Below are 19,259 nucleotides of genomic sequence, written 5' to 3'. Positions count from 1 at the left end.
TACCAAACAATCTTTGAATTACCTAACAGCCAAACAATCCTCCATCCACAACTCCACTTCACTTTCCACCCAGGCCACGGCCCTATCCCCTAAGCTGATGGACTTCGGAAACTCATCATCATTCATTTTGCGGTAAATCGCGGAGCGACTCAGGGCTGTCTTTTCCATCACTTCTTTTAGTTTTAAAAATCTCATGGGTTGATCTCCTTGTTATTCGACATAACAGGAGTCCGCCATTAAATTTTTACCCAAGACGTCTCAAGAAGACTGAACAGGTCCCACGCTGTCACACCTAGCACATCAATCCCTTCATTCAAAAACCATTCAGATATATGTCATCAAAGTGAACCGGAAACACCATTCACTTTAAGGAGGCATACCATGCCAAGACACAACTACCCTCCCCACCAGCCATCGAGCTTAAATGAGCTACTTGAAACAGCAGCAGAGGCCCTCGCACAAAAGTACAAGCGCGAGGGAACATTTACGAACCCGAATAATGTAAAGGAGTATTTAAGGCTCAAGCTAGGGTCATACGACCGAGAAGTGTTTGCTTTGATGCTGCTCGATAATCAACACCAGTTAATAGGATTTGAAGAGCTGTTCTTTGGCACTATCGATGCGGCAAGTGTATACCCAAGGGAGGTGGTTAAAGCTGCACTCAATGCCAATGCTGGTGCTGTGATATTTGCCCACAATCACCCTAGTGGCGACGCTGAACCGTCTAGTGCTGACAGGCGTATTACCACCAGATTGAGTGATGCCTTATCACTCATTGATGTTCGAGTGCTTGATCATATTGTGGTAGGTGAAAACTGTGTCTCTTTTGCAGAAAGGGGATGGATATGAACAGTGTTATTACCCGTTATGAATGTATTTCCCTTTCACAGAATCTACAGAGTTATATCTCGGCTTTAATTGACTTAGCGGCAGTCCCTGAGCACGCAGAACGAATTGCCCTTAACTTTCGTCATTCTGCCTATCACGCCAATAAAAAAGGACCTCATCCTTTAGAGGTCCACTTAACAAGGTTAGACAATAGCCAAGTTTGGAAGATTACCACCATGACGAGCTTCGCCTTTCCTGACGACTCCAGCTCGGAGTTGGAAGTCGAGCTCTACTTTAACTTCAATCACCAATGGTTCTATCAACCTGATATTGATCGGTGTGAACTTAACCGACCGGAAGTGATAGATCTGTTCCATTCATGGCAACGGGCATTGCTTAAGGTTTTCCGCACTGGAGGCTTTGATTCTTTTGCCATCTCAACAATCAACCGTTCAGCCCAAACCACTGCTTAAATCCGTCACACACCAACACGAGGCGCCGTTAAGCGGTGCTCGGAGGCCCTATGCCTGTAAAAGCATCAATGATTAGTTTTGCCCATTCATGCCTACCAGTATCGAAGGGATTTCAAAAATGCCTGGCCCAAACGCTTAACCAGCATCATGAAGATTTGGCTAATCACATAACCCTTAATTTTCGCGATAAAAACTACAGTGCTACTAATGGAGGTTTTCACCCTGTCGAGATAGCACTGCAAAAGATGGAAGGGACGCATTACTCCATTTTGTACATTACCGACTTTAGTTATTGCGGTGGCCCTTATCCAGAACTGGAGAGAGATGTCGATTTTGATATCGGCAATGGAATGGCATTTTCTCGCTACGGGGGATGGCAAAGTATCCGTGAACCCTTGATGGCGGAACTGTACGAATTGTGGCAAAGCAACTTTGTCGCTTATGTCGACATGGACGCCTACGACGAAATCAAAGTCAGTAGCCACTAAATCCCCGCACAACCATCACGACAACAAACCAACCTAGAACCACGTTCAAAAACACTCTTCACTGGCACACATGAGTGCAGATGTCGCTGCTTCCCATATTGTTAAAACGGGAAGCTTGGAAGCCTTGATACATAAGGGTTTAGCGGTGTCGGCCTCTCTGTGCTTCCCAAAACACCCCTCTACAGACAAAAAAGGAAGCAGGCTATGGCTGAGGTCCACGCGATCAAAGACGACGACACAATACGACTCATTGGCCACTTACTCGCTATTCGTTGTAATCCGCAAATGGCTGACGTTTGGCATATAGGGTTAAACCTGGCACTACGAATATCCGATTTACTCTCTATCCGCTTTGAAGACATCAATGATGACCGACTCATTATTCGTGAAAGCAAAACGGGCAAACTGGCAAACATCCAGTTAAACACCAAGGCACGAGAACACATTGCCAAAGTGCGAGAGAAGTACCCTGACCATGTGTACCTATTTCAATCACATCGATGCCAGCAACTAAAACATAAACCGCCGCAGCCGATCTCTCGGCGTGCGGTGTCTATGGCCTTTCAACAAGTAGGGCAAGAACTCAAGCTAGCGTTAGGTACTCACTCCATGCGCAAAACACGAGGTTACTTCCTCTACCAATCCACAAAGGATATCGGTCGTGTGATGAAGATGCTACGCCACACCTCAGAGGGCGTGACGCTTCGTTATATCGGTATCACTCAAGATGAAGTCGACAAAGACTTCGTATCACTCGAACTGTAACTAAGAGAGGTTCTATCATGGAACACTTACAACCTGGCGATCACCTGGTGGTCGATATAAGCAACAACACCAGCGAGCAATATACTCGTTACGTTGGCTCCAAACATCATGGGCTTTATGTCGGTGATGACATGGTGATTCACTTTAATGCTCAGTTAGATGAGGTTACAACCGACTGCATAGATAACTTTCGTGATGGTTGCAGCTTACATATAAAGCGACACGCCAGTAGCCCTAAACGTGCAGTCAGCAAAGCACACAACAAGTTAGGTTATCGGGGCTACCATGTTCTTACCAACAATTGCGAGCACTTCGTCAACTACTGCTTGGATGATCATCATACATCTGCCCAAGTAGCCAACAACTATCACATAAGCGCGCATGTCGCTGCGCGTGTTGGGCTGCTAGGCAGGGGAGCCGCTGAGGTAGCAAAGGGGCCTCTTGGCATCGTCACCATCAGCTCTACCCTCGCTAAGGGCGCTGGTGAAGCCATTGGCCTTCCAGACAGAGTCAATACTGTCATTGGTACCCCTGGTGATTTAGTATCTAAACCGTTGGAGTCATGTATTAATGGCGCTGGTAAAACGATATCTAATACTACCGATAAAATAGGCAGTGGAGATATTACTGGTGCCGTTGGAGAATTAATTTATGGCACCACCGAAACAGTTATAGACACAGCGTTTGCACCTGTGCATGTTATTTTTAAGTGTTGGGATGCCATTTGGGATTAATCATATAAAGGCCAGAGGGGACTCCTGGCCTATTTTATTACCTTTGACTGCAACCAAAGTTTCTTTTTCTTTCTCCATTGTGCTTAGTGTCTTTTTTAGCCAGGTAGCTTAATCGATAAAAAAGATCCGCGTATTGTTTGTTAAAATCTCGACTATTTTCATTTAAATGATATCTACCATTTTTAGAAAAATGCACTAAACCAATTACGCTATCAAACTCCAAACCAAGAGCACTTGCCCACGACTCTATAATAATTCCTAACAGGCTTTCTCTATTCTCCCAGTTTCCTAAAGTATAAAATCTATCTTTATTAAATAATAGGGACATATGGAAATGGTCATTTTCAGAAGTATCACGTTCTCTACACCAAATAAATCGAACACTAGTAGGATAAATTCTTTTATTCACTTGTTGATATCTTCGGTCCATTGCTTTTATTTTTGCCTTAAGCGAGTCGATAAATCTAGACATTAGCCTACCTCTAAATCGGCAATGACTGACTATTTCATCTCTACTCAAGCAATCAAGGTCTTGAGGACCATGTGGCAGCTTTAAATCAATTCTTACTGCGAAGACACGCTTGTAGTCATCACATGCATGATTGATCGTGTCTAGTATCCGATCTAGGTACCTTACATTGTAGTCATTTAAATTGCCTTGTATTGGCATTCCTTTGAAGTTGTTACCGTTCATCTTTTTCTCCTATGGGTTTTCATTCATAGGTGATGAACTGCATTAATTTTTTAGTGACGTGACAGCGACGTGATCATACTAAGGTATGTTCACTTAGAGCTATGTATATAACTATACCAACACTGGTACCGCGATCCTGCCACGTGATTCCCTCTTCTATGCATTTGCGAAATCAGATACGTAACACCGCATGATTCACTCTGGAGTTATTAATTCCAACAAAAGCTGCGATAAACCAACCATTTTGACTAGAACCCCTTATAGCCGAGGGTTATGAAAGAAAATCCTTACTTTATAATTACGTAATAATTATGTGATAATTACACGTTATTTATAGCTAACTTAGTGTAAATTCAAGTAGCAATGGTGTGATTGGATTGAAGGAATAATCAAATGGATTTACAGCTAGGTAGTTGGAGAGAGGGTTTCTTTTATGCCCGTGAGTTAGATGGGCTATTGAGGTTAGGCTGTGTCGTAGAACTCAACCATATTCGCAATTTGAGAGAAGCTGAAGATTACTTGAGCGGCATCTTATTCAACATGCCCCAAACTGAAGCATCAGAAGTAGTCAATAACTTAGGTATAAAAACAAACCTGTTTGATGATAAGTATCCACTAGCCACTCATCTTAAAAGTAAGTTCTCCGAAAAGCATCAACTACCAAACGACGCCTATCTGTTAATGGAGGGTAACCTGACATTTTGTGCTTTTTGTTATCAGTTCCTATATTTCAATTCGAGCCATATTGGTGATGAAATCAAGGATAATGAAGGTAAGGTATTAGATCCAAAACATTCACGTCAACCACTAATTAAAACTAATACCTTCCCTAGGTTACCCACCTTCCTGGAAAATAGAGATCTAATTAGAATTCCTTCAATTGTAAAACGTACACTAACGCCCAATACTATTTCAGACCTTATCAACTGTATTAAAACTGCATTTAATGAAAGTGAAATTGATATAATTGGCCAGAAATACATCCTAGACTTATTAGCTGACGCATGGAAAAAAACATCTAGAAGTGAATATTGCAAAAAATTTAATAAGTGGTTAAATATTGAAGATACAAACCAAATCTCTTGGTTACAGGAGTACTTCATTAAAAAATCTCCTGATAGAGCTCTTCCTTGGGAGCCAACTAATATAAATGATTACTACTACATACAACATGCAGAATTTCATTATCACTACTTAATAAAATTCACTTCTGCTAAATTATTTTTCCAAGAAGCTAGGTCAGCTTGGAATCAAAGAAAGTTTCAGAATAAAAATAAGGGCACCAAATCTAGAAGTATATCCATGTCAGAAAGAACTAATAAACGCTTAAACTGGCTAGCAGAAAATAAAGACCAAAAAATCAATGCTGTAATTAAAGAACTTATTGACCTTGAATTTGAACATTTAGGTGGACCGTCAAAATTGTGAAATTAGTAGACAAATGGAGAACAATCACGCTCTCCATTTGCACACTGACTATCGGTTAATAACCCTATCAATCACCCAAGCTTGAACCTCAGACTCGACCCAGGCTACAGCTCTATCACCAAGCGACACCTGCTTAGGGAACTGCTGTCTTACTATAGAACGATACACACCAGATCTAGATAACCCAGTCATCGCGAGTACTTCATTTAGGCGTATTAAACGAATCGGTTTGTTTGGCATTGTGACACCTCATCAGTTAGTAGATTTCACTCTGATGACATATGTCTGTAAAAATATGGTATCGATGTCTATTGGCCATCAACTAGAACCTCTCCATTGCTCTAGCCGCAAGACACTAGTTAACCTGCTGCAAGTAACTGCCACCGGTAACACTGTAACTTCCATAGCTTGATTTCTCTATATGTTCACTCCACCAGGACATGAGTTGGCGTCGAGAGTCGAGGTAGTCGGTTCTATTGTAGGCTTTGCGTATTTGGTTCTTATCGGTGTGAGCCAGCGCCGCTTCAATCACATCGGCATCAAAACCTTTTTCATTGAGGGTGGTACTGGCAAGTGCCCTCATGCCGTGAGCCGTCGTTCTATCCTTAAAGCCCATTCGGCCAAGCGCTTTGTTGGCTGTCTCGGAATCAGTGGGTACCTTAGGATTACGGCTCGATGGGAAAACAAATTCACGATGGCCACTAATCGGTTTTATTGCCTCAAGGATTGCCAAAGTCTGGGCCGTTAGAGGAACTACATGTTCACGGTTCATCTTCATTCGCTCCTTAGGAATGACCCAGAGCTTATTGACTGTGTCTATCTCTTCCCAGCGAGCTCCTGAAGCTTCATTAGGCCGTACCATGGTGTGAAGCTGCCACTCAATTAAAAAGCGCGTCACGTGTTGTATGTTGGCTGTAGCGATGGTACGAATTAACTCATGCATTTCATGAGGTTGTAGCGCTTTCATGTGCACCACTTTGTGCTTCCTAAATACATCACGTATTCCAGAAAGTGGGTTGGCATGAATAACCCCGCTGTTCACAGCGTAATTCATGATCTCATTCATTAATTGTGCGGTACGTTTCACTGTTTCAAGTAGGCCCTGTGACTCAGTTGGCCGTAAAGCAGCGATAGCAATTGGCGCCGTGATCTTACTGACTGGAATGGTACCAAGCTTTGGAAAAGCGTAGAGTTCGAGCTTACGCCAGTTCCCATTCAACGTCTTCTCTTTGATCTGACCTTCTTTTGTCACCTTCCATTGCTCGGCAACAAACTTGAATGTCGCATTTTGCTCAGTGATCGCTTTGGCTTTCTGTTCTGCTTTAGCCAATTGAGGATCAATGCCATCAGCTAACAGTTTCCTTACCTCTAGCGCTTTATCTCGCGCCTCTGCCAAAGTTACGTCTGGGTAGGTACCAAAAGAGAGATAAGTGATTTTATCTTGGCCTGGTCGCTTGTAACGAAACTGCCAAGAACGGGAGTTACTCGGACGCACGCAAAAGTAAAGATTGCCACCATCAGATAGTCGATAAAGCTTATCTCTGGGTTTTGCCGTTTGGACTTGCCTTGCCGTTAGATTATTCGCCATTTTGATCCCTCAAGTAATACCTGGTACGAGCATAAAAATTGAAAAATATAGGTATTACTTATGACCTGATAACTGATTAATTTACATTAAGTTATAGATCATGCTGGTGGAAAAAATAACAACAAAGTAATACCTGAATTTACGCTCTAAAGTAATACTAGCACTAGATAGGAATACCAGGTATTACTTTAGGTATTACGAAAAACAAACGCTTTTACGGAACATTATGGGATGCTACGGAATCGTAACTGATTGATTTTGATAAGTTTCAGATAAGAAAAAAGACGTCCTGAGACGTCTTTAAACTTGAATGTGGCGGTGAGTGAGAGATTCGAACTCTCGATACGTTTCCGTATACACACTTTCCAGGCGTGCGCCTTCAGCCACTCGGCCAACTCACCGTAATTGATAGCGTTAGCTTGGCTAACGGAGCGTTAATCTAAAGATTTAGAGGTCAATGGTCAAGTGTAAATACGCAAAAAGCTGTACTTTGGGGCTTGAGTGTTCATTTATTAGCTGTTTTGGCAAATTTTGTGCGAAATAGCCCTAATAACTGATAGAATCAGCGCAAACAATTTGCAGGATTTTATCGTGGATTTACCTAGTTTACTGGCTCTTCCTGAGCTGCAGAATACCGTACTTAACGAAGCCAAAACTCGTGGTTTTGTATGCTCTATGGCGGCAGCGCCTCATGTATTGTCTCCTGAAGAATGGCTACCCTTTTTGTGGGGCGGCGCTGAGACGGCACCCTTTTCTAGCGCAGAACAATTAGAACATTACGCAGAAGCTGTGATTGGGATTTGGAATGCGTATCGCCCTGCACTTCTTGATGGTAACTGGGAATGGCCGGCAGAAGCATCAATCGATGATGAAGAGATTGTGAATCAGTATGCTCGAGACTTTTGTGAAGGCATTTTGCAAGGCTGGCAATTGGCCAGAGACGATTGGGAGACGTTGATGCCAGAGCACAGCGAAGATAACGCTCTGCTTGGCGGTGTGCTACTTTCTATAAGCATGTTATTTGACCCAGAAACAGCGATGGAAACATTGAAAGATCAAGGCGCTGAAGGACTTGACCAGTTTGAGGAGATATTCAATGCTATCCCTGTGATGCTGTGTGGACTCACTCAAAAAGGCGTTATGCTCGCAAAGCAGTAAACACCGTCTAGAGACACAAAAGATAAAGCCGCTAGCCATACTGGTTAGCGGCTTTTTTGTTATGCCAATCGAAGTAATTAACTGTTCAGAAATTTGCGACGGAAAAATCGCTAAGAACAAGCTTAAGATTACCGTAGGTAATTGTTCTACCTACAAAATCTTTAACGCTGTTATCAGTGATTTTAACGAGCTAGGATGATCTGGTAATTGCTTTGGTTGGTTCTATGCGTCGTGCTTTTCGCGCAGCGCTTGTAGATTCTCGTTGATCTTAAATATCACAATCATCAATTCACACCAAATACGTGCGGCCAACATACCACCTACAATAGTCAATAGACCCATAATGACCGACTCGGCTGTTACTCCGTAGTAACCTGCGAACATCGTAGTAAGACCCGTGATGATAGACGCTGCAATAAGCAGCCAATATAAAATGGTCACCAATTTTGGTGTAAGCATTGAGTCAAAGGTAAAAATAGATTTCATAGTTCATTTCCAAATTTTTGATTTTTATTTAAATAGCCAAGCAACGTATTCGCTTTTATTGAAACGATGCCGCCCAATAATAGGCGAATTTTAAAGCACCCTTCAATTGCGTAAGTGTTACAAAATACGTCGTTTAAGTCCATATAAGCCATTGAATTAATAGGCTTTAATGAAACCAATTGTTCTTAGCCTTCAATCAAAAAAGCCCCGCATTATAGCGAGGCTTTGAATGGTTTACCGGCTCTAACGCTAGGCGTTGCCTTTTACCTTAATGTTTAATTCTTCCGCAAATTTGAGCATACGATCGAGAGGAATAAGCGATTTAACGCGAACTTCTTCGTCGACAAAAATTTCGTGGTTGTCACCACCATTTTCTAACGCGTTCTCAATGGCTGCCAATCCATTCATTGCCATCCAAGGGCAATGTGCGCAGCTGCGACACGTTGCACCCGCTCCGGCCGTTGGGGCTTCGATGAGCTCTTTCTCAGGGACTAGCTGCTGCATTTTAAAGAAAATGCCTTTGTCTGTGGCGACAATCAATTGCTTATTAGGCAGCTCTTTAGCGGCCTTAATTAACTGACTGGTTGAGCCAACAGCGTCTGCGAGTTCAACAACACTGGCTGGAGATTCTGGGTGTACCAAGATCGCAGCGTCTGGGTAGAGCGATTTCATGTCGCTGAGTGCTTTAGACGAAAACTCATCGTGGACCACACATTCGCCATTCCACAGTAGCATTTCAGCGCCAGTTTGATTTTGAATGTAAGAGCCTAAATGACGATCGGGCCCCCAAATAATTTGTTTATCTTCGGCGTCCAAGTGTTCGACAATTTCTAGGGCGATGCTTGAGGTAACAACCCAATCGGCGCGCGCTTTGACCGCTGCAGAGGTATTGGCGTAAACAACCACAGTATGGTCTGGATGCTCATCACAAAAGCGACTGAACTCGTCTGCAGGACACCCAAGGTCAAGTGAACACTCCGCATCGAGTGTCGGCATAAGGATACGTTTTTGCGGGGTGAGAATCTTTGCTGATTCCCCCATAAAGCGCACGCCAGCAATAACCAAGGTACTTGCGTCGTGGCGATTACCAAACTTGGCCATTTCTAACGAGTCACCAACAAACCCACCCGTTTCTTCTGCCAAAGCTTGAATTTCTGGGTCGGTGTAGTAATGCGCAATCAGCACCGCGTCTTTCTCTTTGAGAAGTCGCTTAACATTAGCAAGATGCTGAGCCTTTTGCTCATCACTCAATGGTACTGGCTTTGGTGGAAATGGATATACGGGTGATTCAACGATGTCGAGAATGTGGCTCATGAGACGGCTCTGATACCTGTTACTATATTAGCGTAAGTGTACCGCAATAAAGTTTTGGAGTTAATACTTTCTTCTAGATGCAATAAAGCCAGACAACGACATAGGCTATGTCGTTGTCTGGCTTTATTCGTATCTAAAACCTTAATGCTAGTTCAACGCTTGCATGCGCTCGCCAGCCTTGGTTGCCGATGCGCTACCTTGATACTCATCCAACACTTGTTGGTAGTACTGTTTCGCAGCAGCAGAGTTACCGTTACGCGCGGCTATTTCACCTAATTTGACCAAGGCATCAGCGCGCTTGTTCGAATCTTGATTAGAAACAACAATGGCAAATGCTTTAGCCGAATCTATGTCTTCTTTCTTAGTGAAATAAAGCTGACCTAGCCAGTAGTTAGAGTTCGCCGAGTATACGGATTGTGGGTAATCTTTATTAAACGCTTCAAAAGCGACTAGCGCAGCATCATAATCACGCTGCTTGATCACCAAATCTACCGCGGTTTGGTAAGCGGATTTTTCCGCTTCGTTGTCGGTATACGTTCCCGCAGTTTGCGGCTGATCTTGAGTGTTAACTGGCACAGCAGCGGCCACACCGTTTTGCTTAAGTTCAGCCAGTTCTGTACGCATTTTGTCGAGTTCGATAAACAACTCTTTTTGGCGCAATACCATTTGATTTGAATCGTATTGGCTTTGTTCTAATGCCCCGCGTAGTTCACTGATTTCCAGTGACATATCATCGACCTGTTGCTGTAAGTTTACTTGCAGTCGATTGCTGTTTTGCAGGAGGCGTTCGAGGCGTTGCACAGACGATTCGCTCGAAGAGCTCGCCGATGCTGATGGGGTTGTAGAATTGAGATCCGATACTGGAGCTGGTGCAGCAAACGTAACGCTTGCTGCACTTACCAGTAACGAAAGCGTCATTAATCGCTTCATGTTACTGACTCTTATTTAAGTGTACTGAAGATTAGTATACTAGAACCGCGCGACGGTTTTTAGCGTAAGCGTCTTCAGATTGGCCTAGAATTTCTGGTTTTTCTTCACCGTAGCTTACGATAGAGATTTGACCAGCTTCAACGCCAGATGCTTGTAGGTAACGAGAAACCGCCATTGCACGACGCTCGCCTAGTGCGATGTTGTACTCAGGAGTACCGCGCTCATCCGCATGACCTTCGATTTTAACATCTAGGTTAGGGTTTTTGCTTAGGTAAGCTGCGTGAGCCGCTAGCATTTCTTCGTATGACGTTTCGATGGTTGAGTTATCGAACGCAAAGTAAATCGTTTGAGATTCACGAAGAGCTTCTTCTTTCAGCTCTTGCTCAGACATTTGAGCAGACTCGTCAATTGGAGAAACGACAGTCGTGTCCGTTGTGCCGTCAGTTGCGCCAGCTTGTTGGTTAGTGGTTTGCTCTGCGTTAGAAGCGTTAGCTGCGTCGTCACTTGAACTACAAGCAGTCATTGCTAGAACAGGTAGCGCAATAAGAAGCCCTTTAAGAACTTTATTAAGTTGCATTATTTTTTTTCCTTTATACGTCAAGTTATCGGAGTTACAAAAACGGTGACCAAGCTGGCGCTCTTACACGCCCTGTAGTGGCTGGCAGTCGTGCACTGAATCTGCCGTCAATAGAAACCATCGAAAGAACGTTTTTCTTGTTATACATTGAACTGTAAATAACCATTCCACCGTTTGGTGCAATACTTGGGGATTCGTCCAACTGAGTTTTGGTCAGTATTTGAACGGCACCAGTTTCCAAGTCTTGTTTCGCCAGATTAAATCCATCACGTGACGCGTTCACCATTATGAGAAATTTGCCATCTGGAGTGATCTGACCACCAAGGTTTTGATTGCCTTGCCAGGTTATACGATTTGTCGACCCGTTCGACAAATTTACTTGATAAATCTGTGGTTTACCACCCCTATCGGAGGTAAATATGAGCGATTCGCCATTCGGGTGCCAAAACGGTTCCGTGTTATTTGAACGGCCGCGAGTAATTTGAGTCAGTTTGCGAGATTCAAGATCCATCACGTAGGTATGCAGGCTTCCCGATTTAGACAATACCATCGCCAATGACTTTCCATCAGGGGAGAAACGAGGGGCACCGTTATGTCTTGGGTACGACGCTAACTTCTCACGTTTGCCTGTGTAGATGTCCATTATAAAAATTTCTGCTTGGCCGCTTTGGAAGCTTACGTACGCCAGTTGACGCCCATCGGGTGACCAATCTGGAGACATCAGTGGCTGTTTTGAGCGCAGCACCATGCGTTCGTTGTAGCCATCGTAATCGGCTACGCGAAGTTGGTAAGGGTAGGTAGCGTTGTCTTCTACCACCACATAAGCAACGCGCGTTAAAAAGGCGCCGCGCTCACCAGTAAGGCGTTCGTAGACAAGGTCTGAAATGCGGTGTGCGTACTCTCTTAAACGCGATTCGGGAACCGTCGCGCGCTTAGTAAATAGGACGTGATCACGTGACAGCTCAAGTTCACCATTGGCATTAAGTGCTTTCGCATCACCACCAGTGAGCGCACCGCGCACCACATCGATCAATTGGTAATTAATTTCGTAGTCGCCGTTTGCGGTTGGCGTAATGGTCCCAGTAACCACGGCATCCACACCTAAACCGGTCCATGCATCGAAGTTTACTTCGCTATCGCTATAAGGGGTTTGGGGCATTTTGCTTACAGCAACGGGGCTAAACTTACCACTGCGCTGTAAATCGGAAGCAATAACCGCCGAGACGTCTTGAGGCAACTCCGCGCTACCTGTCCATTTAAACGGTACAACGCCAATAGGCCTTGCTGAGTTAATGCCATCGGTGATCACCAGTTCTAATGCTGCATAGGCATTGGGTGCTGCCATAGCTACGATCAGCACAAGTGAAGTAAAAAAGTTCTTAATCACTGTAACATCCTTATTCTGGTACTACCGTCAAATTAATGTTGGTCAATTGTTTTGCCACCTCGGCTGCTGTTGGAAGTGGGAAACTGCTTACTTGGCTAATCGCGCTTCGTGTCGCGCTGCATAGCTGATTATCACCACTGATCACTTTTACCTGACTCACTATCGCGTCAGCCCCAGTCGGTATCAACTTAAGATTGACGCGACATTGCTTTCCCCGATAAGCATCATCTATGCGAAGTTTACTTTGGATAAGTTGCGTATAGATGGCAGAGTATCGAGCCAATTCATCGGCATTGCGTTGACTTCGAGCACGAGCGGCCGCTTCCGCGTTAGCTGCGTTTTCTTCTGCCATACCGGCAAAAATATTATTAAGTGCTTCTTCTTGCGCTTTGCGTTCGCGCTCAAGTTGCTCCAAACGCTGCTGCTCAATTTTGGCTTTCTCTGCCGCCTCTGCTGCTGCTTTCTCTTGGGCAATTCGCTCTTGCTCAGCTTTCTCGGCACGTTCACGCTCTAACTGTTCTTTCTTCACCGCTTCGGCAGCTTCTTTCTCTTTGGCAATACGAGCTTTTTCAGCCTCTTCAGCTTTAAGGCGCTCTTTTACTGCCCGCTCTTCGGCTTCTTTTGCTGCTGCAATTCCTGCCAGCCTTGCTGCCTCTGCTTTGCGCGTCGCTTCTTCTTTTTGCTTGCGCTCTGCCTCTGCTTGACGCGTTTTCTCTTCTTCTACTTTTCGCTGCTCTTCTTGCTGCTTGCGTTTTTTATCCGCTTCCACAGCGGCTTTTTCGGCGCGCGCTTTATCTTGCTGAAGTTTACGAATGCGTTCTTCTTCTTGCTTGCGATTCTTCTCAAGCTCTTCACTTTGCTTGCGAAGTTTATCTAAACGATCTTGCTCTGCTTTAGAAGCCGCCTGCCGCTGCTCACGGATTTTTGCAGCTTGCTCGCGTATGGCACTTGGATCGATCACCACCGCCTGCACAATTTGCCCAGACGGTTCTTTGGGAGACATATTAAAATCGGTCCCCCATATCAACGCCGCCACGAGCAAAGCATGCATGGCAAACGAGATGATGAGTGATTTGGTTAATTTATTGTTTTTCTTCATACAACCAACGGAAGTTATTCCTTAATATCCGTTAACAATCCTACTTTAGGAATGCCTGCCTGACTGAGTTCGTCAAGCACTAATACAACATCAGCATACGGTGTTGCGGCGTCTCCACCTACCGCAACCGGTGAGTTTGGAGAGAGTGACATTTCTGCTTTTACTCTCACTATCACCTCGTCTAGACTTAGACCGCGTATCATGTCTTCATCATTTACGCTGAGTCCCAGTACACCGTCTGCTGCAATTTCGACAATGATAAAGCTGCCCACATCACTGCCATCGAGTTCTGACGCAGGCTTAGCGGTGGACGCCTGTGGCAACTCAACATCCACACCTTGCGTGATAAAGGGTGACGTCACCATAAAGATGATCAGCAGTACTAACATCACATCGATGTAAGGCACCACATTAATCTCGGCAGTTAACTTGCGTTTTTTAGGTTGATAACCGGCCATGCTTAGTCTCTTTCTGTCGTGCTCATTGCTTGACGATGCAAGATGCTGTGGAACTCTTCAGAGAACGTCGCATAGGAATGTTCTAGTTTTGATACTTGGTTGCTTAAGCGGTTATAGGCCATAACCGCTGGAATTGCGGCAAACAGACCCATAGCGGTCGCAATCAATGCTTCGGCAATACCAGGGGCTACCATAGCAAGCGTCGCTTGTTTCACTTCACCTAGGGCAATAAACGCGTGCATGATGCCCCAAACAGTACCAAACAGACCGATGTAAGGACTGATTGAGCCCACTGTAGCTAAAAATGGCAAGCTGGTTTCAAGCTCTTCTACTTCTCGTGCCACAGACACTCGCATAGAACGGCCAGTGCCTTCCATCACGTAATCGGGCGAATTGGGATTGCTGCGGCGTAAACGAGCGAACTCGGTAAAGCCTGAATAGAATATTTCTTCAATACCATAAATCGAGTCTTTGCGCGCTTTCACTTCTTGATAAAGCTGCGACAACTCTTTACCTGACCAGAATTTGTCTTCAAATTTTGCGGTTTGATCCTTGGCCGCAGAGATCACTTTACTGCGCTGAATAATCATGGCCCATGAAGCGACTGACATCCCTACTAGCGTCAGCATCACAAGCTGAACAAGTAAACTGGCTTCTAGGATAAGATCGATAAAATTAATTTCAGCTGACACTGGTCGTTAACTCCGTTACTAAATAGCTGGGTATAGCCATGGGCTTCATTTTCTGAGTGTTGACACATGCTACCTTAACTGTGGCACTACACAATACTCGCCCATTATCATTAACCATCTCCTGACAAAAGATCAGGCTGGCCTTTTTCTGTTCTTTAATCCAAGTGTTCACTATCAACGCTTCGTCGAGAGTGGCTCCTTGCTTAAAATCTATGTCCATATGGCGAACCACAAAGCCCGTGTGTTGCTCTAACAACACTTGTTGTGAGACACCTTTACTTCTTAAAAGTTCGGTTCGAGCGCGCTCAAAATACTTAAGGTAATTAGAGTGATATACAATCCCACCGGCGTCGGTATCTTCGTAATAAATTCTGACTGGCCATTGAAAATGGGAAGTGCTGCTCACGAGTCATTCCTTGTACGTTGTAAACGCGGTTTTCACCAAATACCCCACTATATACAAAGTACTGAACATTGTGACTCTATTTAGGCAAATTTTTGATTAGTGTGGAATAAATGCATGATAAATGTCCAAAAATAAGACAACCTCGATGGGGTCAGAGTCAATCGCTAGGTGAGCAAGCTTCGCTGTTGCATATGCGAACGCTGGATTGAACTAGGTTTTCGACCACCGCTGTCTTGTTAATTGCAGTCATGTCAGCTTACAAACACAGCAGCGAGCAAGGCGTAATATTTGGGCAAGTTCAGACAAAAAATTAACGGGAATGGCCTGTTGGTCAGTTTGTTGGGGTCAGAGTCAAATGGGCCCCGAGTTCAACTTGGTGTTCCGAATGAAAAATTGACTCTGACCCCCATTGGGAAAATTGATCATTTTGACTCTGACCCCAACAAACCGTTGACTCTGACCCCAACTAAAAAGGCGCTTCTGGGAAGCGCCTTTTACATTACTCGTTGATGTCTTTGTCCATCATCTCACTGTGCTCTAGCCACAATGCGTTGATGATGCCAAAGGCACAGGCTAATAGTACGCCCAAAATCCAAGCAAAATACCACATGGTGTTGTCTCCTTAGTACAGTGAGTTCTTGTTGTCTTCAATATATTGCTCGTCCAAACGGCCAAACATTTTGTAGTAGCTCCAAGCGGTGTAAGCCAAAATAATTGGCACCATCACTACAGCCACTGCCGTCATCAATCCGAGCGTTAGCTCACTAGATGTCGCGTCCCACATAGTCAAACTATGATCAGGATTTAGAATCGACGGCATCACGAATGGGAACATGCTAAGACCCGCGGTAAAGATGATCCCGGCGTTTGCAAGGGATGACGTCAAGAATGCAAATCCAGCTCGATTCATCTTCGAAAAGACAACCGCAAGCAGAGACATAGCAATACCAATAACGGGTGCCAACCACATCAACGGATACGCGGTATAGTTATTGAGCCATGCGCCCTGCTCTACCGACACTTCCTTCAGCAAAGGATTGGAAGGACCATTTGTGTCCATCACGCTCGTGATCACGTATCCATCCATGTTTTTCACTATAAAGCCAGCCAAAACAAATAGCACAACAGTCACCAGACCAAAGATCTGAGATAAGGTTCTAGCGCGTTGATGCACATCGGCTGTCGTTTTCATTTGCAGCCAAGTTGTACCTTGCATCAAAATCATCGACAAACTCACCAGTCCACACAACAGAGCGAATGGATTCAAAAGGCCAAAGAAAGAGCCATGGTAGGTCGGCATCATAAAGTCGCTTAACTGGAACGGTACGCCCTGCAACAAGTTGCCAAACGCGACGCCAAATATTACTGGCGGTACAAATCCACTAATAGAGATACCGATATCCCAAGCCTTACGCCACGGTTTATCCTGAATTTTAGAGCGGTAATCAAGCCCAACAGGACGTAGCCATAATGCCGCTAACGTCACAATCATGGCAAAGTAAAAGCCAGAAAACGACGTCGCATACACTAGAGGCCAAGCAGCAAACAGCGCACCACCTGCGGTGATCAACCATACTTGGTTGCCATCCCAGTGCGGCGCTATTGAGTTAATCATGACACGGCGTTCGTTGTCGGTTTTACCAATGATTGGCACCAACGCGCCAACGCCCATGTCAAATCCATCGGTGATTGCAAAACCAACCAGCAAAACGCCAATCAGTAGCCACCAAATAAATCGTAGTACTTCGTAATCAAACATATCGTACTCCCTTACGCTTCTACGGCTTTGTCGATGTTAGTTTCTGCATTACCTTCCTGCTCGAAGTGATAACGCCCAGTTTTTAAAGAGCTAGGCCCTTTGCGTGCGAATTTGAGCATCAGGTACACTTCTGCAATCAAAAGCACCGTATAGAAAGCGATGATCACACCCAGCGAGCTCCAAAGCTGACCTGGGGTAAGCGCAGATGCGGCAACGTCAACAGGTAAAATCTCACCAACGGCCCAAGGCTGTCGACCATATTCTGCAACAAACCAACCGGCTTCAATCGCAATCCAAGGTAGTGGAATGCTATACATCGCCGCTTTAAGCAGCCATGGTTTCTGCTCGATGCGTTGACGACAGGTTTGAACAAACGCCATACCAAATACAAACAGCATCACGAAGCCACAGCCAACCATCAAGCGGAATGACCAAAATAGTGGCCACACTGTTGGAATAGAGTCATCAGCAGCAGCTTGGATCTGCTCTTCTGTCGCATCGACTACATTGTCGGTATAGCGCTTAAGAAGTAGGCCGTAACCGAGGTCTTCTTTTACTTCATCAAAATCGGCGCGCAGCTGTTCATCAGCATCACCTGCTCGAAGCGTCTCAAGTAATTGGTAAGCAACCATTCCCTGACGGATACGATCAACGTGCTCTTCACGAAGATCGCGAAGGCCCGTGACTTCCTTATCTAATGAACGTGTAGCAATAATGCCCATCACATAAGGAATTTTTACCGCGTAATCGGTATGCATGGTTTCTTGATTAGGAATACCAAACACGGTAAAAGGTGCAGGCGCAGTCTCGGTGTGCCATTCGGCTTCTATAGCCGCGAGCTTCACTTTTTGTACGTCACCCAACTCATATCCAGACTCGTCGCCAAGTACGATAACCGACAATATTGCGGCCATACCAAATGATGCTGCAATAGCAAAAGAGCGACGTGCAAACGCGACATCACGGCCTTTCAATAGGTAGTACGAACTGATACCAAGAACGAACATCGCCCCTGTGGTGTAACCCGAAGCAACAGTATGGACAAACTTAACTTGAGCGACTGGGTTCATTACTACCTCAGCAAAGCTCACCATTTCCATACGCATGGTTTCAAAGTTAAATTCGGCGCCTACTGGGTTTTGCATCCAGCCATTTGCAACCAAGATCCACAATGCAGAGAAGTTTGAACCTAACGCCACCAACCACGTTACTGCCAAGTGCTGGCGTTTAGAGAGGCGATCCCAACCAAAGAAGAACAAGCCAACAAAAGTAGATTCTAAAAAGAAAGCAACCAATGCTTCAATGGCGAGCGGTGCACCAAAGATGTCACCGACGTAGTGGGAATAGTAAGACCAGTTTGTACCAAACTGGAACTCCATAGTTAGGCCAGTGGCTACGCCTAGAGCAAAGTTAATACCAAATAACTTACCCCAAAACTTAGTCATGTCCTTGTAAATCTCTTTACCGGTCATTACATAGACCGACTCCATAATGGCAAGTAGAAATGCCAATCCTAAAGTGAGAGGGACGAAAAGAAAGTGATACATCGCAGTCAGCGCAAACTGAAACCGCGATAACTCCACTACATCGATCATAAAAGCTCCTTGCAGGCACCGTCCGCAGTCAACAACTGTAAATTAACTGTTATCAATAGTTAAAAATATTGTAAAATTGACTTTGGCCAGTAAAAAATGGGTGTTTTACACCGTAATCATAGCTGAAAACAATATTATAGGATTTTCAAATCGATTCAATTTGTTTCTTCAAATATTTTTGCATTGATTCAAATCAATTTGAATTACAACGACTGTGGAAATTTTAACCGCAAATGATTTCAATCAATATATTGAGGAAGTTTAGAGAGAACGTGGGCAAATTTTGCGCCGTTTAAGTGACGATTGGCAAACGCGGTACACAGCTAATTGTATCAATTAACCGTGTACTGGCTCATGGAGCAAAACTAGTTTAAGAAATGCTCTACTGCTGATTGAATCA

The 19,259-nt window shown here is 44.5% G+C and carries 23 protein-coding genes and 1 tRNA gene; 7 read left to right on the top strand and 17 right to left on the bottom strand.

Annotated elements, in window-relative coordinates; all coding sequences use genetic code 11:
• Nucleotides 1-18: 18 nt before the first annotated feature.
• The gene (locus ST37_RS14185) at nucleotides 19-195 is read right to left on the bottom strand and encodes an AlpA family transcriptional regulator (RefSeq protein WP_084887489.1); all 177 of its coding nucleotides are present in this window, start codon (nucleotides 193-195) and stop codon (nucleotides 19-21) included.
• Between the two features lie 186 nt (nucleotides 196-381).
• Between ST37_RS14185 and radC the strand changes: the two genes are divergently transcribed.
• The 5 genes from radC to ST37_RS14160 all read left to right on the top strand — a co-directional run bounded on the left by radC (nucleotide 382) and on the right by ST37_RS14160 (nucleotide 3,288).
• Entirely contained in the window at nucleotides 382-849 is a 468-nt protein-coding gene (radC, locus tag ST37_RS14180; protein WP_084887487.1) for a DNA repair protein RadC, read from the top strand.
• Nucleotides 846-1,301 carry a DUF2787 family protein gene (locus tag ST37_RS14175; RefSeq protein ID WP_084887485.1) on the top strand — a complete coding sequence of 152 codons (456 nt, stop codon included), beginning with the start codon at nucleotides 846-848 and terminating at the stop codon, nucleotides 1,299-1,301. The genes radC and ST37_RS14175 overlap by 4 nt, the downstream gene beginning before the upstream one ends.
• Nucleotides 1,302-1,351: 50 nt before the next feature.
• Nucleotides 1,352-1,789: a DUF2787 domain-containing protein gene (locus tag ST37_RS14170; protein ID WP_084887483.1), complete on the top strand. Its 438-nt coding sequence runs from the start codon at nucleotides 1,352-1,354 to the stop codon at nucleotides 1,787-1,789.
• A gap of 204 nt (nucleotides 1,790-1,993) precedes the next feature.
• Nucleotides 1,994-2,554, top strand: a complete 561-nt coding sequence (locus ST37_RS14165) for a tyrosine-type recombinase/integrase (protein WP_084887481.1) — start codon at nucleotides 1,994-1,996, stop codon at nucleotides 2,552-2,554.
• Nucleotides 2,555-2,571: 17 nt separating this feature from the next.
• Nucleotides 2,572-3,288 carry a lecithin retinol acyltransferase family protein gene (locus ST37_RS14160; protein ID WP_084887479.1) on the top strand — a complete coding sequence of 239 codons (717 nt, stop codon included), beginning with the start codon at nucleotides 2,572-2,574 and terminating at the stop codon, nucleotides 3,286-3,288.
• A gap of 37 nt (nucleotides 3,289-3,325) precedes the next feature.
• On the opposite strand, the gene ST37_RS14155 is transcribed toward ST37_RS14160, so the two are convergent.
• The gene (locus ST37_RS14155; RefSeq protein ID WP_084887477.1) at nucleotides 3,326-3,982 is read right to left on the bottom strand and encodes an inovirus Gp2 family protein; all 657 of its coding nucleotides are present in this window, start codon (nucleotides 3,980-3,982) and stop codon (nucleotides 3,326-3,328) included.
• 393 nt (nucleotides 3,983-4,375) lie between these two features.
• Here ST37_RS14155 and ST37_RS14150 point away from each other — a divergent pair, with 393 nt between their 5' ends.
• On the top strand, nucleotides 4,376-5,410 hold the full coding sequence (locus ST37_RS14150; protein WP_084887476.1) for a hypothetical protein: 1,035 nt from the start codon (nucleotides 4,376-4,378) through the stop codon (nucleotides 5,408-5,410).
• Nucleotides 5,411-5,458: 48 nt separating this feature from the next.
• Here the strand turns inward: ST37_RS14150 and ST37_RS14145 are convergent, their stop codons facing one another.
• The 3 genes from ST37_RS14145 to ST37_RS14135 form a co-directional block, all read right to left on the bottom strand.
• Nucleotides 5,459-5,650: an AlpA family transcriptional regulator gene (locus ST37_RS14145; RefSeq protein WP_084887474.1), complete on the bottom strand. Its 192-nt coding sequence runs from the start codon at nucleotides 5,648-5,650 to the stop codon at nucleotides 5,459-5,461.
• Nucleotides 5,651-5,765: 115 nt separating this feature from the next.
• Nucleotides 5,766-6,998, bottom strand: coding sequence for a tyrosine-type recombinase/integrase (locus ST37_RS14140; protein ID WP_084887472.1), 1,233 nt, complete (start codon nucleotides 6,996-6,998; stop codon nucleotides 5,766-5,768).
• A 313-nt stretch (nucleotides 6,999-7,311) separates the two neighbouring features.
• Nucleotides 7,312-7,399: transfer RNA gene (locus ST37_RS14135), tRNA-Ser, on the bottom strand.
• Between the two features lie 190 nt (nucleotides 7,400-7,589).
• Here ST37_RS14135 and ST37_RS14130 point away from each other — a divergent pair.
• A complete protein-coding gene (locus ST37_RS14130; protein WP_084887470.1) occupies nucleotides 7,590-8,156 on the top strand; it encodes a UPF0149 family protein in 567 nt (188 codons plus the stop codon).
• Between the two features lie 222 nt (nucleotides 8,157-8,378).
• Here the strand turns inward: ST37_RS14130 and ST37_RS14125 are convergent, their stop codons facing one another.
• From ST37_RS14125 to cydA, 12 genes are all read right to left on the bottom strand, one after another.
• Nucleotides 8,379-8,642 (bottom strand): DUF4282 domain-containing protein, encoded by a 264-nt coding sequence (locus ST37_RS14125; protein WP_084887468.1) that lies wholly within the window; start codon nucleotides 8,640-8,642, stop codon nucleotides 8,379-8,381.
• 249 nt (nucleotides 8,643-8,891) lie between these two features.
• Nucleotides 8,892-9,956, bottom strand: coding sequence for a quinolinate synthase NadA (nadA, locus tag ST37_RS14120; protein WP_084887466.1), 1,065 nt, complete (start codon nucleotides 9,954-9,956; stop codon nucleotides 8,892-8,894).
• Between the two features lie 147 nt (nucleotides 9,957-10,103).
• Complete coding sequence (gene ybgF, locus ST37_RS14115; protein WP_084887464.1) at nucleotides 10,104-10,886, bottom strand: tol-pal system protein YbgF; 783 nt, start codon at nucleotides 10,884-10,886, stop codon at nucleotides 10,104-10,106.
• Nucleotides 10,887-10,917: 31 nt separating this feature from the next.
• On the bottom strand, nucleotides 10,918-11,463 hold the full coding sequence (gene pal / locus ST37_RS14110; protein ID WP_084887462.1) for a peptidoglycan-associated lipoprotein Pal: 546 nt from the start codon (nucleotides 11,461-11,463) through the stop codon (nucleotides 10,918-10,920).
• A gap of 34 nt (nucleotides 11,464-11,497) precedes the next feature.
• Nucleotides 11,498-12,808, bottom strand: coding sequence for a Tol-Pal system beta propeller repeat protein TolB (tolB, locus tag ST37_RS14105; protein ID WP_242426331.1), 1,311 nt, complete (start codon nucleotides 12,806-12,808; stop codon nucleotides 11,498-11,500).
• A 52-nt stretch (nucleotides 12,809-12,860) separates the two neighbouring features.
• Nucleotides 12,861-13,949: a cell envelope integrity protein TolA gene (gene tolA / locus ST37_RS14100; RefSeq protein WP_084887458.1), complete on the bottom strand. Its 1,089-nt coding sequence runs from the start codon at nucleotides 13,947-13,949 to the stop codon at nucleotides 12,861-12,863.
• Between the two features lie 14 nt (nucleotides 13,950-13,963).
• Nucleotides 13,964-14,407, bottom strand: coding sequence for an ExbD/TolR family protein (locus ST37_RS14095; protein ID WP_084887456.1), 444 nt, complete (start codon nucleotides 14,405-14,407; stop codon nucleotides 13,964-13,966).
• A gap of 2 nt (nucleotides 14,408-14,409) precedes the next feature.
• Nucleotides 14,410-15,099 carry a protein TolQ gene (gene tolQ, locus ST37_RS14090; RefSeq protein ID WP_084887454.1) on the bottom strand — a complete coding sequence of 230 codons (690 nt, stop codon included), beginning with the start codon at nucleotides 15,097-15,099 and terminating at the stop codon, nucleotides 14,410-14,412.
• On the bottom strand, nucleotides 15,089-15,505 hold the full coding sequence (ybgC, locus tag ST37_RS14085) for a tol-pal system-associated acyl-CoA thioesterase (RefSeq protein ID WP_084887452.1): 417 nt from the start codon (nucleotides 15,503-15,505) through the stop codon (nucleotides 15,089-15,091). Before ybgC ends, tolQ begins: the two co-directional genes overlap by 11 nt.
• Nucleotides 15,506-16,004: 499 nt before the next feature.
• Nucleotides 16,005-16,115, bottom strand: a complete 111-nt coding sequence (cydX, locus tag ST37_RS14075) for a cytochrome bd-I oxidase subunit CydX (RefSeq protein WP_084887448.1) — start codon at nucleotides 16,113-16,115, stop codon at nucleotides 16,005-16,007.
• A 12-nt stretch (nucleotides 16,116-16,127) separates the two neighbouring features.
• Complete coding sequence (cydB, locus tag ST37_RS14070; RefSeq protein ID WP_084887446.1) at nucleotides 16,128-17,264, bottom strand: cytochrome d ubiquinol oxidase subunit II; 1,137 nt, start codon at nucleotides 17,262-17,264, stop codon at nucleotides 16,128-16,130.
• Between the two features lie 11 nt (nucleotides 17,265-17,275).
• A complete protein-coding gene (gene cydA / locus ST37_RS14065; protein ID WP_084887445.1) occupies nucleotides 17,276-18,859 on the bottom strand; it encodes a cytochrome ubiquinol oxidase subunit I in 1,584 nt (527 codons plus the stop codon).
• Nucleotides 18,860-19,259: the final 400 nt, after the last annotated feature.

This window comes from Vibrio sp. qd031, assembly GCF_002100145.1.
Classification (GTDB): domain Bacteria; phylum Pseudomonadota; class Gammaproteobacteria; order Enterobacterales; family Vibrionaceae; genus Vibrio.
This window is presented reverse-complemented; position numbering and strand designations above follow the sequence as displayed.

Bases quoted from the DNA above. Each gene is read 5' to 3' on its own strand.
- ST37_RS14145 (WP_084887474.1), bottom strand. From the start codon at position 5,650: ATGCCAAACAAACCGATTCGTTTAATACGCCTAAATGAAGTACTCGCG.
- cydA (WP_084887445.1), bottom strand. From the start codon at position 18,859: ATGATCGATGTAGTGGAGTTATCGCGGTTTCAGTTTGCGCTGACTGCG.
- ST37_RS14185 (WP_084887489.1), bottom strand. From the start codon at position 195: ATGAGATTTTTAAAACTAAAAGAAGTGATGGAAAAGACAGCCCTGAGT.
- ST37_RS14150 (WP_084887476.1), top strand. From the start codon at position 4,376: ATGGATTTACAGCTAGGTAGTTGGAGAGAGGGTTTCTTTTATGCCCGT.
- ybgF (WP_084887464.1), bottom strand. From the start codon at position 10,886: ATGAAGCGATTAATGACGCTTTCGTTACTGGTAAGTGCAGCAAGCGTT.
- ST37_RS14140 (WP_084887472.1), bottom strand. From the start codon at position 6,998: ATGGCGAATAATCTAACGGCAAGGCAAGTCCAAACGGCAAAACCCAGA.
- tolB (WP_242426331.1), bottom strand. From the start codon at position 12,808: ATGGCAGCACCCAATGCCTATGCAGCATTAGAACTGGTGATCACCGAT.
- ST37_RS14165 (WP_084887481.1), top strand. From the start codon at position 1,994: ATGGCTGAGGTCCACGCGATCAAAGACGACGACACAATACGACTCATT.
- ST37_RS14160 (WP_084887479.1), top strand. From the start codon at position 2,572: ATGGAACACTTACAACCTGGCGATCACCTGGTGGTCGATATAAGCAAC.
- cydX (WP_084887448.1), bottom strand. From the start codon at position 16,115: ATGTGGTATTTTGCTTGGATTTTGGGCGTACTATTAGCCTGTGCCTTT.
- ST37_RS14155 (WP_084887477.1), bottom strand. From the start codon at position 3,982: ATGAACGGTAACAACTTCAAAGGAATGCCAATACAAGGCAATTTAAAT.
- tolA (WP_084887458.1), bottom strand. From the start codon at position 13,949: ATGAAGAAAAACAATAAATTAACCAAATCACTCATCATCTCGTTTGCC.
- ST37_RS14125 (WP_084887468.1), bottom strand. From the start codon at position 8,642: ATGAAATCTATTTTTACCTTTGACTCAATGCTTACACCAAAATTGGTG.
- ST37_RS14170 (WP_084887483.1), top strand. From the start codon at position 1,352: ATGCCTGTAAAAGCATCAATGATTAGTTTTGCCCATTCATGCCTACCA.
- pal (WP_084887462.1), bottom strand. From the start codon at position 11,463: ATGCAACTTAATAAAGTTCTTAAAGGGCTTCTTATTGCGCTACCTGTT.
- radC (WP_084887487.1), top strand. From the start codon at position 382: ATGCCAAGACACAACTACCCTCCCCACCAGCCATCGAGCTTAAATGAG.
- cydB (WP_084887446.1), bottom strand. From the start codon at position 17,264: ATGTTTGATTACGAAGTACTACGATTTATTTGGTGGCTACTGATTGGC.
- ST37_RS14095 (WP_084887456.1), bottom strand. From the start codon at position 14,407: ATGGCCGGTTATCAACCTAAAAAACGCAAGTTAACTGCCGAGATTAAT.
- ST37_RS14175 (WP_084887485.1), top strand. From the start codon at position 846: ATGAACAGTGTTATTACCCGTTATGAATGTATTTCCCTTTCACAGAAT.
- nadA (WP_084887466.1), bottom strand. From the start codon at position 9,956: ATGAGCCACATTCTCGACATCGTTGAATCACCCGTATATCCATTTCCA.